The 13,783-nt window shown below is 75.3% G+C and carries 15 protein-coding genes; 9 read left to right on the forward strand and 6 right to left on the reverse strand.

All coding sequences use genetic code 11. The annotated features are described in order from the left end of the window. The first annotated feature begins 123 nt into the window (after positions 1 to 123). Positions 124 to 906, forward strand: coding sequence for an esterase/lipase family protein (locus tag ACI78R_RS16345; RefSeq protein ID WP_457041479.1), 783 nt, complete (start codon positions 124 to 126; stop codon positions 904 to 906). Here the strand turns inward: ACI78R_RS16345 and ACI78R_RS16350 are convergent. Next, positions 873 to 2,522, reverse strand: coding sequence for an FAD-dependent oxidoreductase (locus ACI78R_RS16350; RefSeq protein ID WP_457041480.1), 1,650 nt, complete (start codon positions 2,520 to 2,522; stop codon positions 873 to 875). The genes ACI78R_RS16345 and ACI78R_RS16350 overlap by 34 nt on opposite strands. A gap of 68 nt (positions 2,523 to 2,590) precedes the next feature. On the opposite strand from ACI78R_RS16350, the gene ACI78R_RS16355 reads away from it, so the two are divergent. Continuing rightward, positions 2,591 to 3,184 (forward strand): helix-turn-helix domain-containing protein, encoded by a 594-nt coding sequence (locus tag ACI78R_RS16355; RefSeq protein ID WP_073419281.1) that lies wholly within the window; start codon positions 2,591 to 2,593, stop codon positions 3,182 to 3,184. Between the two features lie 2 nt (positions 3,185 to 3,186). Here the strand turns inward: ACI78R_RS16355 and ACI78R_RS16360 are convergent, their stop codons facing one another. From ACI78R_RS16360 to ACI78R_RS16380, 5 genes are read right to left on the reverse strand one after another with little or no spacing between them, the layout of a single operon-like run. Further along, entirely contained in the window at positions 3,187 to 4,170 is a 984-nt protein-coding gene (locus ACI78R_RS16360) for a zinc-binding dehydrogenase (protein WP_457041481.1), read from the reverse strand. Positions 4,171 to 4,187: 17 nt separating this feature from the next. Continuing rightward, positions 4,188 to 4,547 carry a hypothetical protein gene (locus tag ACI78R_RS16365; RefSeq protein WP_073419276.1) on the reverse strand — a complete coding sequence of 120 codons (360 nt, stop codon included), beginning with the start codon at positions 4,545 to 4,547 and terminating at the stop codon, positions 4,188 to 4,190. Further along, positions 4,544 to 5,422 carry a DODA-type extradiol aromatic ring-opening family dioxygenase gene (locus ACI78R_RS16370; protein ID WP_073419275.1) on the reverse strand — a complete coding sequence of 293 codons (879 nt, stop codon included), beginning with the start codon at positions 5,420 to 5,422 and terminating at the stop codon, positions 4,544 to 4,546. Before ACI78R_RS16370 ends, ACI78R_RS16365 begins: the two co-directional genes overlap by 4 nt. Then, complete coding sequence (locus ACI78R_RS16375) at positions 5,415 to 6,239, reverse strand: citryl-CoA lyase (RefSeq protein ID WP_457041482.1); 825 nt, start codon at positions 6,237 to 6,239, stop codon at positions 5,415 to 5,417. Before ACI78R_RS16375 ends, ACI78R_RS16370 begins: the two co-directional genes overlap by 8 nt. Further along, a complete protein-coding gene (locus ACI78R_RS16380; protein WP_073419273.1) occupies positions 6,236 to 7,426 on the reverse strand; it encodes a CaiB/BaiF CoA transferase family protein in 1,191 nt (396 codons plus the stop codon). Before ACI78R_RS16380 ends, ACI78R_RS16375 begins: the two co-directional genes overlap by 4 nt. 214 nt (positions 7,427 to 7,640) lie before the next feature. Between ACI78R_RS16380 and ACI78R_RS16385 the strand changes: the two genes are divergently transcribed. From ACI78R_RS16385 to ACI78R_RS16415, 7 genes are all read left to right on the forward strand, one after another. After that, positions 7,641 to 9,134, forward strand: coding sequence for an amidohydrolase family protein (locus ACI78R_RS16385; RefSeq protein WP_457041483.1), 1,494 nt, complete (start codon positions 7,641 to 7,643; stop codon positions 9,132 to 9,134). Positions 9,135 to 9,143: 9 nt separating this feature from the next. Continuing rightward, on the forward strand, positions 9,144 to 9,962 hold the full coding sequence (locus ACI78R_RS16390; protein WP_073419271.1) for an IclR family transcriptional regulator domain-containing protein: 819 nt from the start codon (positions 9,144 to 9,146) through the stop codon (positions 9,960 to 9,962). Positions 9,963 to 9,991: 29 nt separating this feature from the next. Continuing rightward, positions 9,992 to 10,561, forward strand: coding sequence for a hypothetical protein (locus ACI78R_RS16395; RefSeq protein WP_457041484.1), 570 nt, complete (start codon positions 9,992 to 9,994; stop codon positions 10,559 to 10,561). A 158-nt stretch (positions 10,562 to 10,719) separates the two neighbouring features. Then, on the forward strand, positions 10,720 to 11,322 hold the full coding sequence (locus ACI78R_RS16400; RefSeq protein WP_457041485.1) for an acyl-CoA-like ligand-binding transcription factor: 603 nt from the start codon (positions 10,720 to 10,722) through the stop codon (positions 11,320 to 11,322). An 80-nt stretch (positions 11,323 to 11,402) separates the two neighbouring features. Further along, positions 11,403 to 13,073 (forward strand): MDR family MFS transporter, encoded by a 1,671-nt coding sequence (locus tag ACI78R_RS16405; protein ID WP_457041486.1) that lies wholly within the window; start codon positions 11,403 to 11,405, stop codon positions 13,071 to 13,073. 130 nt (positions 13,074 to 13,203) lie between these two features. Beyond that, positions 13,204 to 13,434 (forward strand): ribbon-helix-helix domain-containing protein, encoded by a 231-nt coding sequence (locus ACI78R_RS16410; RefSeq protein ID WP_073419268.1) that lies wholly within the window; start codon positions 13,204 to 13,206, stop codon positions 13,432 to 13,434. Then, positions 13,421 to 13,768 carry a type II toxin-antitoxin system PemK/MazF family toxin gene (locus ACI78R_RS16415; protein ID WP_073419267.1) on the forward strand — a complete coding sequence of 116 codons (348 nt, stop codon included), beginning with the start codon at positions 13,421 to 13,423 and terminating at the stop codon, positions 13,766 to 13,768. Before ACI78R_RS16410 ends, ACI78R_RS16415 begins: the two co-directional genes overlap by 14 nt. Positions 13,769 to 13,783: the final 15 nt, after the last annotated feature.

Genomic DNA, 13,783 nt, shown 5'->3' on the forward strand with positions numbered 1-13,783 from the left:
CCCCCCCCCCCCCCCCCCCCCCCCCCCCCCCCCCCCCCCCCCCCCCCCCCCCCCCCCCCCCCCCCCCCCCCCCCCCCCCCCCCCCCCCCCCCCCCCCCCCCCCCGGCCGGGTAGCGGAGGTCCGTGACCGACCAGGACCGGCGCCGCACGCTGCTCGCCGCCACCGAGCCGGTGCGGGCCGCCGCCAGCGCCGGCGCGCTGGCGCTCGCCTACCCGCTGCTGCGCGGCGCCCCGAGGGGTGAGCCGCACGGCGTGCTCGTGCTGCCGGGCCTGCTCGCCTCCGACGTCTCCACCGTCACCCTGCGCCGCTGGCTGAGCGGCCTCGGGTACCCGGTCGTCGGCTGGGAGCTGGGCCGTAACCGCGGCCCGACGAAGGAGATCACCGACGAGCTGCCCCGCCTGGTGGAGCGGCTGGCGGAGCGGCACGCCGGGCCGGTGAGCATCGTCGGGCAGAGCCTCGGCGGCATCTACGCCCGGCGGCTCGCGCTGCGGGTGCCGCGCCTGGTCCGCCAGGTGATCAGCCTGGGCTCCCCCTTCGGGCTGGCCGGCGGGGGCGGCGGGGCGGGTGACGACAGCCCCGGCGCCCGGGCCTACGCCCGCTACCGCCACCTGCACGCCGTCCCCCGCGGGCGCGGAGGGCTCGGCGGCGGGCTGCCGGCGCCGAGCACCGCCGTCTACTCGCGGTGGGACGGCGTCGTCGACTGGCGGGCCTGCCGGCAGCAGGCCGGACCGCGGGCGGAGAACGTCGGCGTCCACGCCAGCCACCTCGGGATGGGGCACGACCCTGCGGTGCTGTGGCTGGTCGCCGACCGGCTGGCCCAGACCCGGGAGGGCTGGGAGCCGTTCCGCCCGCCGGCCCGGCTGCGCTTCCTCTACCCGCGCGAGGACGGCGACACGGCCGGCTGACGCCGCCGCGCCCGCAGCACGGCGTCGGCCACGTGCGCGTGGCCGCCGTGGCCGTGGCCGCCCTCGCCGTGCCCGTGGCCGTGGCCGTCCCCACCGCGCTCGTGGGCCCGCGCCGCCCGGGGCCGGGTCTCGGCCACCTCGACCTCCCACTCCTCGCCGTCGAGGACCGCCGCGAGCTGCTCGCCGGTGGCGTACCACTCGGGCAGGCCGGGCCGCTGCACGCCGTGCGAGAGGTCGCTGCCGTCGTGCATGGTCACCAGCAGCGTGCCGCCGGGCGCCACCGCGGAGGCGAGCCGGCGCAGCACGTCGTCGCGGGTGGCGGGCAGGAAGTGCAGGAAGGACGCCGTCACCAGGTCCCACCGCTCCTCGCCCGGCTCCCAGGAGGAGATGTCGGTCTTGCGGGTGTCGAGCGGCACCCCGGCCGCCGCGGCCGCCGCGGCGGCCCGGTCGAGCGCCACGCGGGAGAGGTCGAGCGCGGTGACCGCCCAGCCGCGGCGGGCCAGCCACACGGCGTCGCCGCCCTCGCCGGCCCCGGCGTCGAGCGCGCGGCCCGGCGGCAGGTCGGCGGCCTCGGTGGCCAGCACGTCGTTGACCCGCCCGCTCCACGCGCGGTCGGTGGACCGGTAGCGGTCCTCCCACCACTGCTCGCCGAACTCCGGGTCGGTCTGCGCGCGCAGCACCTCGACGGCGAAGCGGGTGTCCTCGGCGACCAGGTCGGCGTTGATCTGCCCCGCCGCCCACAGGCCCTGGGCGGCCGAGGAGATCACCTGCGCGCCCAGGTCGGCGACGTTGCCGGCCGCCCAGACCCCGGGCACCGACGTCGCGCCGCGCGCGTCGACGGGCACGTGGGAACCCATGACCACCTCGCTCATCGCGAAGGGCACCGCCTCGATGCCGAGCCCGGCCAGCACGGCCGAGCGGGCGGTGAACCGCGGCGCGACGACGACGGCCGCGCGCGGCACGACCTCGCCGGAGGCCAGCCGGACGCCGGTGAGCCGGCCGCCGTCGGTCTCGAGGCCCGCGACCTCGCCGGTCACGACCCGCACGCCGCGCGCGGCCAGCGCCTCCGCGGCCTCGGCGGGCAGCTCCCCCACGGTGTGCTGGAAGAGCACGACGTCGGCGCTCCACTGCCGCCACAGCTGCGCCTGGTGCAGCGACAGCGGGCCGGTGGCGACGACGCCGATGGCCTGGTCGCGCACCTCCCAGCCGTGGCAGTAGGGGCAGTGCAGCACGTCGGTGCCCCAGAGCTCCCGCACGCCCGGGATGTCGGGGAGCTCGTCGGTCAGGCCGGTGGTGACCAGCAGCCGCCGCGCCCGCAGCGTCCGCCCGCCGGCCGTGCGCACCGTGAACGCGCCGACCTCCCCGCCGGCCTCGGTGACCGTGTCGGACACCAGCACCCCGCCGTAGCCGGCGACCTCCGCGCGCCCCGCGGCGAGCAGGTCGGCGGGCGGCGTGCCGTCGCGGCCCAGGTAGTTGTGCATCGCGTGCGCCGGCGCGTTGCGCGGCGTCCCCTCGTCGACCACCGCCACGGAGCGGCGCGCCCGTCCCAGGGCGAGGGCACCGGACAGGCCGGCCGCTCCCCCGCCGATGACCACCACGTCGTACGTCTCGTCCATGCCCGAGACGGTGCACCCGCCCGTGCCGCCTTGACAAACTTCATTGCTGGAACGGCAAACTGGACGGCGTGACCGACCTCGACCCGGGCCTCGACGCCGTCCTCGACGCGGTGGGCCCGCGGCTGCGCGAGCTGCGGCGGCGGCGCGGCGCCACGCTGCAGCAGCTCGCCGACGACACCGGCATCTCGGTGTCCACGCTCTCGCGGCTGGAGTCGGGGCAGCGCCGGCCCACCCTGGAGCTGCTGCTGCCGCTGGCCCGCGCCCACCAGGTGCCGCTCGACGAGCTCGTCGACGCCCCCGAGACCGGCGACCCCCGCGTGCGCCTGCGCCCGCTCACCCGGCACGGCGCCACGTTCCTGCCGCTCACCCGGCGCCCCGGCGGGCTGCAGGCCTACAAGATGGTGCTGCCGCCGCGGTGGGGCGGAGAGCCCGGCGAGCTGCGCTCGCACGAGGGCTGGGAGTGGGTCTACGTGCTGTCGGGCCGGCTGCGGCTGCTGCTCGGCGACGCCGACGTCACCCTGACCCCCGGCGAGGTGGCCGAGTTCGACACCCGCACCCCGCACTGGCTGGGCAACCCCGACGACCGGGCCGCCGAGGTGCTCGCGCTGTTCGGCCCGCAGGGCGAGCGCATCCACGTCCGCGCCGCCCCGAAGGGCCATTAGCGCTACGAAGGCCCCTCCGGGACGACGACCAGGCGGGTGCCCGCGTCGCCGACGGCCTGGCGCTCCCACGCCCGGGTCACCTCGGCCAGCGGCACCGTCTCGTGCGCGACGGCGACCTGCCCGGCCGCGGCGGCGGCGAGGACGGCGTCGAGCGCGGTGCGGCGCTGCGCCGGGGTGAGCGCGTTGTTCGTGTACCCGAGCACCTCCGCCGACCGGCCGCGCAGCACCGCGGAGGAGAACACCGCCTCGTCACCGGACGCGCCGCCGAGGTTGACCAGCCGCCCGCCGGGCGCGAGCACCCGCGCGGCGGCCGTGGCGGCGACGCCGAAGACCGGGTCGACGACGACGTCCGCCCCGCCGCCGAGCGCGTCCCCGAGCGCCGCGGCCAGCGCGCCGGCGTCGCCCCCGGCGGGCACGACGGCGTCCGCCCCGGCCGCGCGGGCCCGCTCCCGTCCGGCCGCCGACCGCGCCAGCGCCACCACCCGGGACGCACCGAGCACCCGCGCCGCGCCGACCGCCGCCTGCCCGACCGCGCCGCCCGCGCCGAGGACGAGCACCCGCTCGCCCGCCTGCAGCCGGCCGCGCCAGGTCAGCGCCATCCAGGCGGCCACGCCGGACAGGCCGATCGCGGCGACGGCGGCGTCGGGCAGGTCGGCGGTCAGCGGCACGAGGTCGTCGTCGGCCACCGAGCACCGCTCGGCGAGGCCGCCGTCGCCGGGGGCCATGCCGGCCGACGTCGCGAACCACACCCGGGTGCCGGCCGACAGCCGGCCACCCTCCTCGACGACCCCCACCCCCTGCACGCCCGGCACGTACGGCACGTACGGGGCGCCGAGGTAGGAGGTGCCCGACGCGCAGAGCAGGTCCAGCGGCACGATCGGCGCCGCGGTGACCCGGACCAGGCTGCGGCCGGGCGCCGGGGCCGGGTCGGGGTGCTCGGCGTGCCCGGGCGGCGTCCCGGGCGCGCGGACGACGGCGGCGCGCACGTCAGGTCGCCCGCACGTCAGGTGGTGATGTCGGGATAGGGCAGCGTGATGTGCTCCATCGCCTTCCCGTAGGCCTTCTGGTACTCCAGCGGCCCGTGGTCGCGCTCGAACATCGCGATGAAGAGCGTGAGCGTGAGGAACGGGTGGGCGCCCATCTGGAACAGCGTCACGTGGTCGTGCTCGCGCAGCGCCCGCCGCTCGTCCTCGGTGAACTCCAGCCAGGTGGAGCGCTCGTCGGAGGTGCAGTTGAGGATGCGGTTGGCCATCTCGGCCTCCCACCACTCGACCGTGCCGGCCGGGTCCTCGCGGTAGCGCTCGACCAGCTCGGGGTCGCGGTCGACGGTGTAGAGGAACTTGTCCAGCAGGTACCGGCTCATGCCGAGGCCGCCTCTCCGGGGACGCCGTTCGGGTACCAGGTGAAGTACGCCTCCATGGTGTGGAACAGGTCGAGGGTGTCCACGTGGTCGGCCTTCCGGCCCTCCCCGGCCACGCCCATCATCAGCATGAAGTCCATGAAGCCGTGGGTGGCGTTGCCCGGCTGGTGCAGGGAGTCCAGCGACACCTCGGCCAGGCAGCCCTCGATGTCGCCGGAGGCGATCCACTCGACGGCCTTGCGGTCGAACTCCGGGTCGGGCCCGTGCTCGCCGAACTGGCGCGGGCCGCCGAGCTCGAGGCTCAGGTGGCCGGTGCCGATGACCGCGACCCGCTTGTCGGACTCCCAGGACTCGACCATCTCCCGGATCGCCCGGCCCAGCTGCACGAACCGCCTCGGCTGCGGCAGGGGCGGGGCGAAGATGTTCGTGTAGACCGGCACGATCGGCAGGTCGGCCTGCGGGCGCAGCGTGATGATCGGGCACGTGATGCTGTGGTCGATCCGCAGCTCGTTGGAGAACGCGAGGTCGAAGTCGCGGTCGAGGCCGTCGCGCAGCAGGTGCGCGGCCAGGTCCTCCTCGCCGCGCAGCGTCATCCGCGGCAGGCCGAACTCGCGCTCCTCGTTGTAGAAGTTGGCGTCGAAGAACGGCGCCTTGCCCACGAGGAACTGCGGCATGTTGTCCAGCCACAGCTGGTGGAAGTGGTCGCTGCCGACCATCACCAGCACGTCGGGCTCGGCCCGGGTCAGGGTCTCCCGGAACCGCTCGATCTTGGCCACCCACTCGTCGGCGAAGGGCGGCCGGTCGGCGCCGGTCGAGGTGCTCGCCCGGTAGTAGAAGGGGTGGTGGGTCGATGCGATGACCGCGGCCAGCTCAGCCACGACTGCCTCCCAAGGTCTCGGGCTCGTACGGGTCCGGGGCGACGGAGCGGTTGTTCAGGTCGACCGACAGGAAGACCTCGTTGGCGACCGGGTGCCGGATCTCCTCGGCGAGCTGGCCGATGAGCCCGGCGGTGCGGGCGAGCAGCGCGAAGCCGCGCAGCAGCTCCAGCGGCAGGCCGAGGTCGGCCAGCGCGGCGCCGCAGACGCCGGCGCCGTTGAGCGGCAGCGTCCGCCCGAGCACCTGCGGGTGCGCCCGGCCGATCGCGGCGAACAGGGACAGGTGCGGGCCGACCAGGCCCTCCTCGGCGGCGATCTCGAACAGTCTGGGAGTGCGCGGGTCGCCGTCCTTGTGCACATGGTGCCCGAGGCCCGGGACGAACCGGCCGGCGGCCCGCTGCGCGGTGACGGTCTCCAGCGCGAGGGCGTCCCAGCCGGCGTCGTCGGTCGGCAGCTCCCCGGCGGCGGCCAGCACCCCGTGCAGGAAGCGGCCGCAGTCCTCCGTGACGCCGAGGAACCGCGAGCCGCCGCCGAGCAGGCCCGCGGCCAGCGCGCCCTGCACCGAGTCCGGCGCGGACAGCCAGGTCAGCCGGGTGACGATCGCCGTCGGGGTGAAGCCGTGGTCGGCGAGCGCGGCGAGCACCGCCTCGAACACCCGCGTCTCCCCCGCGGTGGGCCGGCGCTGGGTGGCCAGCCAGAAGGCGAGCTCGCCGAAGCCGACGTTGCCCATGACGTCGCGGGCGAGGTCGGTGCCGAGCAGGGTGATCGACTCCCGGCTCGAGGCGCCCAGCGCCGTCGGGTAGCCCTCCTCCGCGCTCACGGCGTCTCCTCCCCCTCGGCCAGCCAGCGGCGGATCTCCGCGCCGTGCTCGTCGAGCCCCGGCGGCGGCAGCCGGTACTCGGCGGCGGTGGCGGAGAAGCGGATCGGGTTGCGGATCGACGGCACGGCCGCCGCACCCTCGCCCGCGACGACGACCGGGTCGAGGCCGACCTCCTCGGCGAAGGCGACGCCCTGGTCGATCGTGTTGATCGGCCCGCACGGCACGCCCGCGGCGATGATGTCGCGGAACCACTCCATCTTGGTGCGGGTGCGCAGCCGCTCGACCAGCAGCGGCCGCAGCTCCTCGCGGTTGGCCGTGCGGTCCTCGTTGTGCAGGAAGCGCGGGTCCTCGGGCAGCTCCGGGAGGCCGAGCACCTCGCACAGCCTGCGGAACTGGCCGTCGTTGCCGGCGGTCACGATGAGGTCGCCGTCGGCGCAGGGCAGCGGCTCGTAGGGGAACAGGCTCGGGTGGCTGTTGCCCATCCGGAACGGGACGACGTCGCCGGCCACGAACGCCGACGACTGGTTGACCAGCCCCGACAGCGCGCTCGCGAGCAGGTTGACCTCGACGTGCTGGCCCCGCCCGGTGGCGTGCCGGGCGTTGAGCGCCGACAGCACGCCGATGGTGGCGTGCAGCCCGGCCATCACGTCGAAGACGGCGACGCCGGCGCGGTACGGGTCGCCGTCCGGGTCGCCGGTGAGGCTCATCAGGCCCGAGATCGCCTGCACGATGAGGTCGTAGCCGGGCAGCGAGCGCCCGCCGGGGCCGCTGCCGAAGCCGCTGATCGAGGCGTAGACGACGGCGGGGTTGGTCGCGGCGACCGAGTCGTAGTCCAGGCCGAAGCGGGCCAGGCCGCCGGGCTTGAAGTTCTCCACCACGACGTCGGCGCGGCGGGCGAGCTCGCGCGCGGCGGCGAGGTCGGCGTCGTCCTTCAGGTCCAGGGCCACCGACCGCTTGTTGCGGTTGACGCCCAGGTAGTAGGTGGACACGCCGTCCCGGACGGGGGGCTGCCAGGTGCGGGTGTCGTCGCCGCCGGGCCCCTCGACCTTGACCACCTCAGCGCCGAGGTCGGCCATCAACATCGTGGCGTAGGGGCCGGCGAGGATGCGGGAGAAGTCGGCCACCAGCAGCCCGGCGAGCGGGCCCGAGGGTGGCGGTGCGCCGGTTCCGGCCGGTCCTGCCGTCATCGTCGCTCCGCGCTCCTCGTGCTCGGGTGCCGCTGGCACGGACGGGCGTCCGCCGGTGGCGCCGATCCTGGGCACCGGTCCTGACCTGTGTCAACCGCACCACCCTGCGCTTGACATGTGCGGCAGGTCACGCGCAGGGTGACGCCGATCCAAGCTCGCGTCCGCTGGACGGACGCTCGTCCGCTCTCGTCGCCCGACGTCCGAGGAGACCTCCGTGACCCAGCCCGAGACCCCCGCCCCGCAGGCCGGCCGCCCCGTCGTCCTCCGCGGCGGCACGGTGCTCACCATGGACGACGCCGGCACCGTGCTGCGCGACGCCGACGTCCTCGTCGTCGGCGACCGCATCGCCGCCGTCGGGCCGGCGCTGGAGGTCCCCGAGGGCACCGAGGAGGTCGACGCCACCGGCGGCATCGTGATGCCCGGGATGATCGACACCCACCGGCACATGTGGCAGACGGCGATGCGCGGTTACGGCGCCGACTGGTCCCTCACCCAGTACTTCGTCTGGTACTACCTCGAGCACGGCCGCCGCTTCCGCCCCGAGGACGTCGCCGCCGGCAACCGGCTGGCCGCCGTGGAGGCGCTGGACGCCGGCGTCACCACCGTCGTCGACTGGTCACACGGGCTGCAGACGGTCGACCACGCGGAGGCCGCCGTGGACGCCCTGCAGTCGGTGCCCGGCCGGTACGTGCTCGCCTACGGCAACATCCAGGCCGCGCCGTGGGAGTGGACCGCCGACAAGGCCGTGCAGGCCTTCCTCGAGCGCCGCCGCACCGGTGCCGGCGACCTGTTCGACGTCCAGCTCGCCTTCGACGTCACCGGCGACCCGGCCTTCCCCGAGAAGGCGGCGTTCGAGGTGGCCCGCGACCTCGGCCTGCCGGTGACCACGCACGCCGGCGTCTGGGGCGCCACCAACGACGACGGCATCCGGCTCATGCACGAGCACGGCTTCGCCACCCCAGAGACCGTCTACGTGCACGCCGCCTCGCTGTCCCCCGACAGCTACCACCGCATCGCCGCCACCGGCGGGTCGATCTCGGTGTCCACGGAGTCCGAGCAGAGCGCCGGGCAGGGCTACCCGCCCACCTGGCAGGTGCGCGCCCACGGCATCCCGGTGTCGCTGTCGATGGACACCAGCGTGTGGTGGAGCGGCGACCTGTTCTCCGCGATGCGCACGACGCTCGGCGCCGACCGTTCCCGCGAGCACTTCGAGGCCCACCTCAAGGGCGAGACGGTCACCCACCTGGCGCTGCGCGCGCAGCACGTCGTGGAGTGGGCGACCCGCGGCGGGGCGACGGCGCTGGGCCGCGACGACCTCGGCCGACTGGTGCCGGGCGCGAAGGCCGACGTCGTGCTCCTCAAGAACGACGCGTCTCCGGTGTCCTCCCCCCTCCTGCACCCCTACGGGCACGTGGCGTTCCAGGCCCAGCGCGGCGACGTGCACACCGTGCTCGTGGACGGCCGGGTCGTGAAGTCCGAGCACCGGCTGGTCGGCGTCGACCTGGCCGCCGTGCGGCGCGAGGTCGAGGCCACTGTGGAGCACCTGCGCGCCGACATGGGCGAGGACGTGTGGCAGTCGGGCATGGACCCCGAGCTGCCCGAGGGCAAGGTGCTCGACAACCCGTACCAGTACACCGACTTCCGCTCGGAGAGCACGCACGCCGCCCGCGAGGAGGCCTTCGAGCGGCACCTGGCCGGGGAGCACTGAGGGGGAACGGTGGCCGGACGCGGTGAGGGGCCGGACTTCGTCGAGGCGCTGGCGCGCGGCCTGGACGTGCTCACCTCCTTCGGTGCCGACCGGCCGGCGATGTCCCTGTCGGAGGTCGCCGCGGCCGCCGGGCTCGCCCGCCCGACGGCGCGGCGGCTGCTGCTCACGCTCGAGGAGCTCGGCTACGTCCGGTCGGCCGGGGGGACGTTCTCGCTGACGCCGAAGGTGCTGTCGCTGGGCATGGCCTACGTCGGCGCGCTGGGGCTGTGGGACGTCGCCCGGCCGCACCTGGAGGCGCTGGTCGCGCGCACCGGCGAGTCGTCGTCGATGGCGCAGCTCGACGGGTCCGACATCGTCTACGTGGCCCGGGTCTCGGTGCCCAAGTTGATCACCCTGCGCGTGGAGATCGGCACGCGCTTCCCGGCCGCGCAGACGTCGCAGGGCAAGGTGCTGCTGGCCGCGCTGCCGGCCGGGGAGCTGGACGCCGTCCTCGCCCAGCCGAGCCGCTCGGGCCTGCCGCCCTACATCGGGCGCTCGCCCGAGCAGCTGCGCGAGGAGCTCACGGAGGTGCGCGCCCGCGGCTGGGCGCTGGCCGACGAGGAGCTCGCGCCCGGGGTCCGGTCGGTCGCCGTCCCGGTGCGCGACGGGCACGGCGCGGTGCGGGCGGCGATGAACGTGACCGTGCACGCCGCGGAGACCTCCACCGAGGTCCTGCTCGCCGAGCACCTGCCCGCGCTGCTGCGCACCGCCGGCGAGGTGAGCGCCGACTGGGCGCGGTGGCAGTCCCGGCCGCACGTGGAGGTGGACCGGTCGCGCTCCGCCGGATGACTTCACGCCGGATCGGGTACCCCCGGCCCATGAGCGGGAAGTCGGCGGAGGACTACGCCAGGGACTACACGGACCCGGAGCTGCGCGAGCGGCTCAAGGAGGAGATCAAGGCCGGCGACCGGGGTGGGCAGCCCGGCCAGTGGAGCGCCCGCAAGAGCCAGCTCCTCGCGCACGAGTACGAGGCCCAGGGCGGCGGCTACGTGCACGAGGGCGAGCGCACCGAGTCCCAGCGGCACCTGCAGGAGTGGACCGGCCAGGACTGGCACACCGCCGACGGCGGCGACCGCGCCCGCGGCTCCGGTGGCACGAAGCGGTACCTGCCGGACGCCGCCTGGGAGCTGCTGTCCGACGAGGAGAAGCGCGCCACCGACTCCCGCAAGCGGCACGGCGAGGAGCAGCACGTCGCCAACACCGACGCCGCCAGGGAGGCGCGGAAGGCCGCCGAGCTGCTCGACGCGAAGGCCGACGAGGCGAAGCGCGCGGTGGGCCGCATGCACGGCGACTCCCAGCTCGACCGCGCGGAGAAGGCCGAGCGCGACCTCGGGAAGGGCCGCAAGACGGTGCTCGAGGCGATCGAGCGGCAGCGCGACCGGGACTGAGCGACACGCAGCAGGATCAGGCGGCCTGATCGTGCTGCGTCCTGACTCGCGGTCTGCGGTGAGCCAGGACGCGCGGCGGTGCGCCAGGACGCCGATCGACACGCCGTGCAGTACGCGCAACTTTGCACTGACTGCACCTTTCGGGCGATGATGAGCGGGTGACCTCCGGCCTGCGCGAGCGCAAGAAGCTCGCCACCCGCCTGGCGCTGCACCAGACGGCGCTGCAGCTGGTGGCCGAGCGCGGCCTGGACGGCGTCTCTGTCGACGACATCGCCGGCCGGGCCGGCGTCTCCCCGCGCACCTTCTTCAACTACTTCCCGACCAAGGACGACGCCGTCGTCGGGATCGACGCCTCCGCCGTCGGGCAGGCCGCCGAGCGGTTCGCCGCGCGGCCGGCGCACGAGTCCCCGGTCGAGGCGCTGCGCGCCGTTCACGCCCAGCAGGCCGCCGAGATGGCCAGCGAGCCCGAGACTCTGTGGCCGCTGCGGCTGCGGGTCATCGACGAGCACCCGGTCCTGATCGCCCGGCTGCACGCGGTCTTCGGCTCCGCCGAGCGGGCCCTGGCCGAGGCGATCGCCGTCCGCACCGGCACCACCGTCGGTGCCGACCTCTACCCGACGCTGCTCGCCGCGGTGTCCGGGGTGGCCGTGCGCGCCGCCCTGCACGCCTGGCTCGCCAGCGACTTCACCGAGTCCCTGCCCGCCCTCGTCGACGAGGCCTGGGACGTGCTCGCCGCCGGGCTGCCCGCCCCGCGCCCCTGATCCCCCGAGCGGCCGGCGCCGTCCGCTCGCCCCCCGGTGCCGCGCGCCCGCGGCACCGTCGCACGACCCGTGGAGAACGAGTGAACCCGCCGCCCGACGGCACCGCCCCGCCCATCGTCCTGACCCGGCGCCGCATCAACGTGATCTTCTCGGCGCTGCTCGCCGGGATGCTCGTCGCCGCCCTCGACCAGACGATCGTCTCGACGTCGATGCCGACCATCGTCGGCGAGCTCGGCGGCGTCTCGCACATGGCGTGGGTGACCACCGCCTACCTGCTGGCCACCACGCTGGTCATGCCCGTCTACGGCAAGTTCGGCGACCTGTGGGGTCGCCGCACCCTGTTCCTCGTCGCGATCGGCCTGTTCACCGTGGCCAGCGTCGGGGCCGCGCTGGCGCCCGACTTCGGCTGGTTCGTCTTCTGGCGCGGCGTGCAGGGCCTCGGCGGCGGCGGGCTGATGATCCTGTCGCAGGCGATCATCGCCGACATCGTCCCGGCGCGGGAGCGCGCGCGGTACATGGGCCCGATCGGCGCGCTGTTCGGGCTGTCGGCCGTCGCCGGCCCGCTGGTCGGCGGCTTCTTCACCGACACCGCGGCCCTGGGCTGGGAGTGGTGCTTCTGGATCAACGTGCCGGTCGGCGTGGGCGCGTTCCTCATCGGGTGGTTCGCGCTGTCGCTGCCGCGCCGGCGTAGCACCACCCCGCTCGACGTCGCCGGCATCGTCGCGCTGTCGGCCACGACGACGTCGCTGGTGCTGTTCACCGACCTCGGCGGCAGCGACGGCTGGACCGACCCGTGGACGCTGGCGCTCGCCGCGGCGTTCGTCGTCTGCGCGGTCGTGTTCGTGCTCGTCGAGCGGCGCGCGGTCGAGCCGATCGTGCCGCTGACGCTGTTCCGCAACCCGACCTTCGTCGTCGCCACCGCCATGGGCATGGCCGTGGGCCTCGGCATGTTCTCGGCCATCGCGTTCATGCCGACGTTCCTGCAGATGAGCTCCGGCCTCTCGGCGGCGGGCTCCGGCCTGCTCATGCTGCCGATGACCGCCGGGATCATCCTCACGATCCAGTCCTCCGCGGCGGTCATCCTGCGCACGGGCCGGTACAAGCGGTTCACGGTCGCTGGCGTGGCGGTCATCCTCGCGACGATGGTCTGGATGACCACGCTGACCGGCGGGACGTCGCTGTGGGTGATCGGCGCGATGTTCTTCGCCCTCGGCTGCGGGCTCGGGCTGATCATGCAGAACGTCGTACTGGCCGCGCAGAACGCCGTCCCGGCCACCCAGATCGGCACCGCCACCTCCACGAACAACTACTTCCGCGAGGTGGGCGCCACCCTGGGCGTCGCGGTCTTCGGCACGCTGTTCACCAGCCGGCTGGCGGAGAACCTCACCGGCGCGCTGACCGCGAACGCCCCGCAGGCGGCCGCCGCGGGCATCAGCTCGCCGGACACCCTGGTCCCCTCGGCGGTCGACGCGGCCGGGGAGCCGCTGCGGACGGCGATCGTCGACGCCTACGCGGGCTCCCTCGCCCCGGTGTTCTGGTACCTGGTGCCGGTCCTCGCCGTCGCGCTGCTGCTGTCGTTCCTGCTGCGCGAGATCCCGCTCGCCGAGCACGCCGGCATGGTCGCCCGCGGCGAGGCGGTCGAGTCCGAGGAGGAACTCGCGACGCTGCTGCGGTCGGGCGCGCAGGCCGCCGTCCCGGCGCCCGAGCCGACCCTGCACGGACCCCGCGACGACGACCAGCTGCGCGTCTGAGCGCGTCCTGACCGGAGGGGATGTGCGGCTGGGGTGCGGTGCGGACCCCGGACACGCCCCGGCTGCACATCACCTCACCCCTCGGTTGCATCCACCGCCGCGGTTCGTGCTACCCGGGTAGCATCGCGGTGTGAAGCTGAGCGTGAGCTTGACCGAGGAGGACGTCGCGGTCCTCGACGACTACGCCCGGTCGGCCGGCCTGCGGTCCCGATCGGCGGCCCTGCACCACGCGATCCGGCTGCTCCGCCATCCGGACCTCGAGGACGACTACGCCGCGGCGTGGGAGGAGTGGCAGACCTCGGGCGAGGAGGCCGTGTGGCAGACGACGACGGGCGACGGGCTGGACGATGCTCCGCGGTGAGATCCGGCTCGTCGACCTCGAGCCCGTCCGCGGCAGCGAGGCGGGCAAGCGCCGACCCGCGGTGGTCGTCAGCAACGACCGGGCGAACGCGGTGGCCGACCGGCTCCGGCGGGGTGTGGTGACCGTCGTACCGGTCACCAGCAACACCACCAGGGTCTTCCCCTTCCAGACCCTGCTCTCTGCCGAGGACACCGGCCTCCGGGTCGACAGCAAGGCGCAGGCAGAACAGGTACGCGCGGTCGCGGTCGAGCGCGTGGGCGCCGTGCTCGGCCGCGTCCCCGCGGCGGCGATGGCCGCCCTCGACGACGCGCTCCGGCTCCACTTGCAACTCTGACCGACCGCTGTACCC

The sequence above is a fragment of the Geodermatophilus sp. SYSU D01106 genome (genome assembly GCF_054049995.1).

Coding starts and splice junctions, on each gene's coding strand:
- ACI78R_RS16350 (WP_457041480.1), bottom strand. CDS start 2,522: ATGGACGAGACGTACGACGTGGTGGTCATCGGCGGGGGAGCGGCCGGC.
- ACI78R_RS16365 (WP_073419276.1), bottom strand. CDS start 4,547: ATGAGCCGGTACCTGCTGGACAAGTTCCTCTACACCGTCGACCGCGAC.
- ACI78R_RS16380 (WP_073419273.1), bottom strand. CDS start 7,426: ATGACGGCAGGACCGGCCGGAACCGGCGCACCGCCACCCTCGGGCCCG.
- ACI78R_RS16395 (WP_457041484.1), top strand. CDS start 9,992: ATGAGCGGGAAGTCGGCGGAGGACTACGCCAGGGACTACACGGACCCG.
- ACI78R_RS16415 (WP_073419267.1), top strand. CDS start 13,421: ATGCTCCGCGGTGAGATCCGGCTCGTCGACCTCGAGCCCGTCCGCGGC.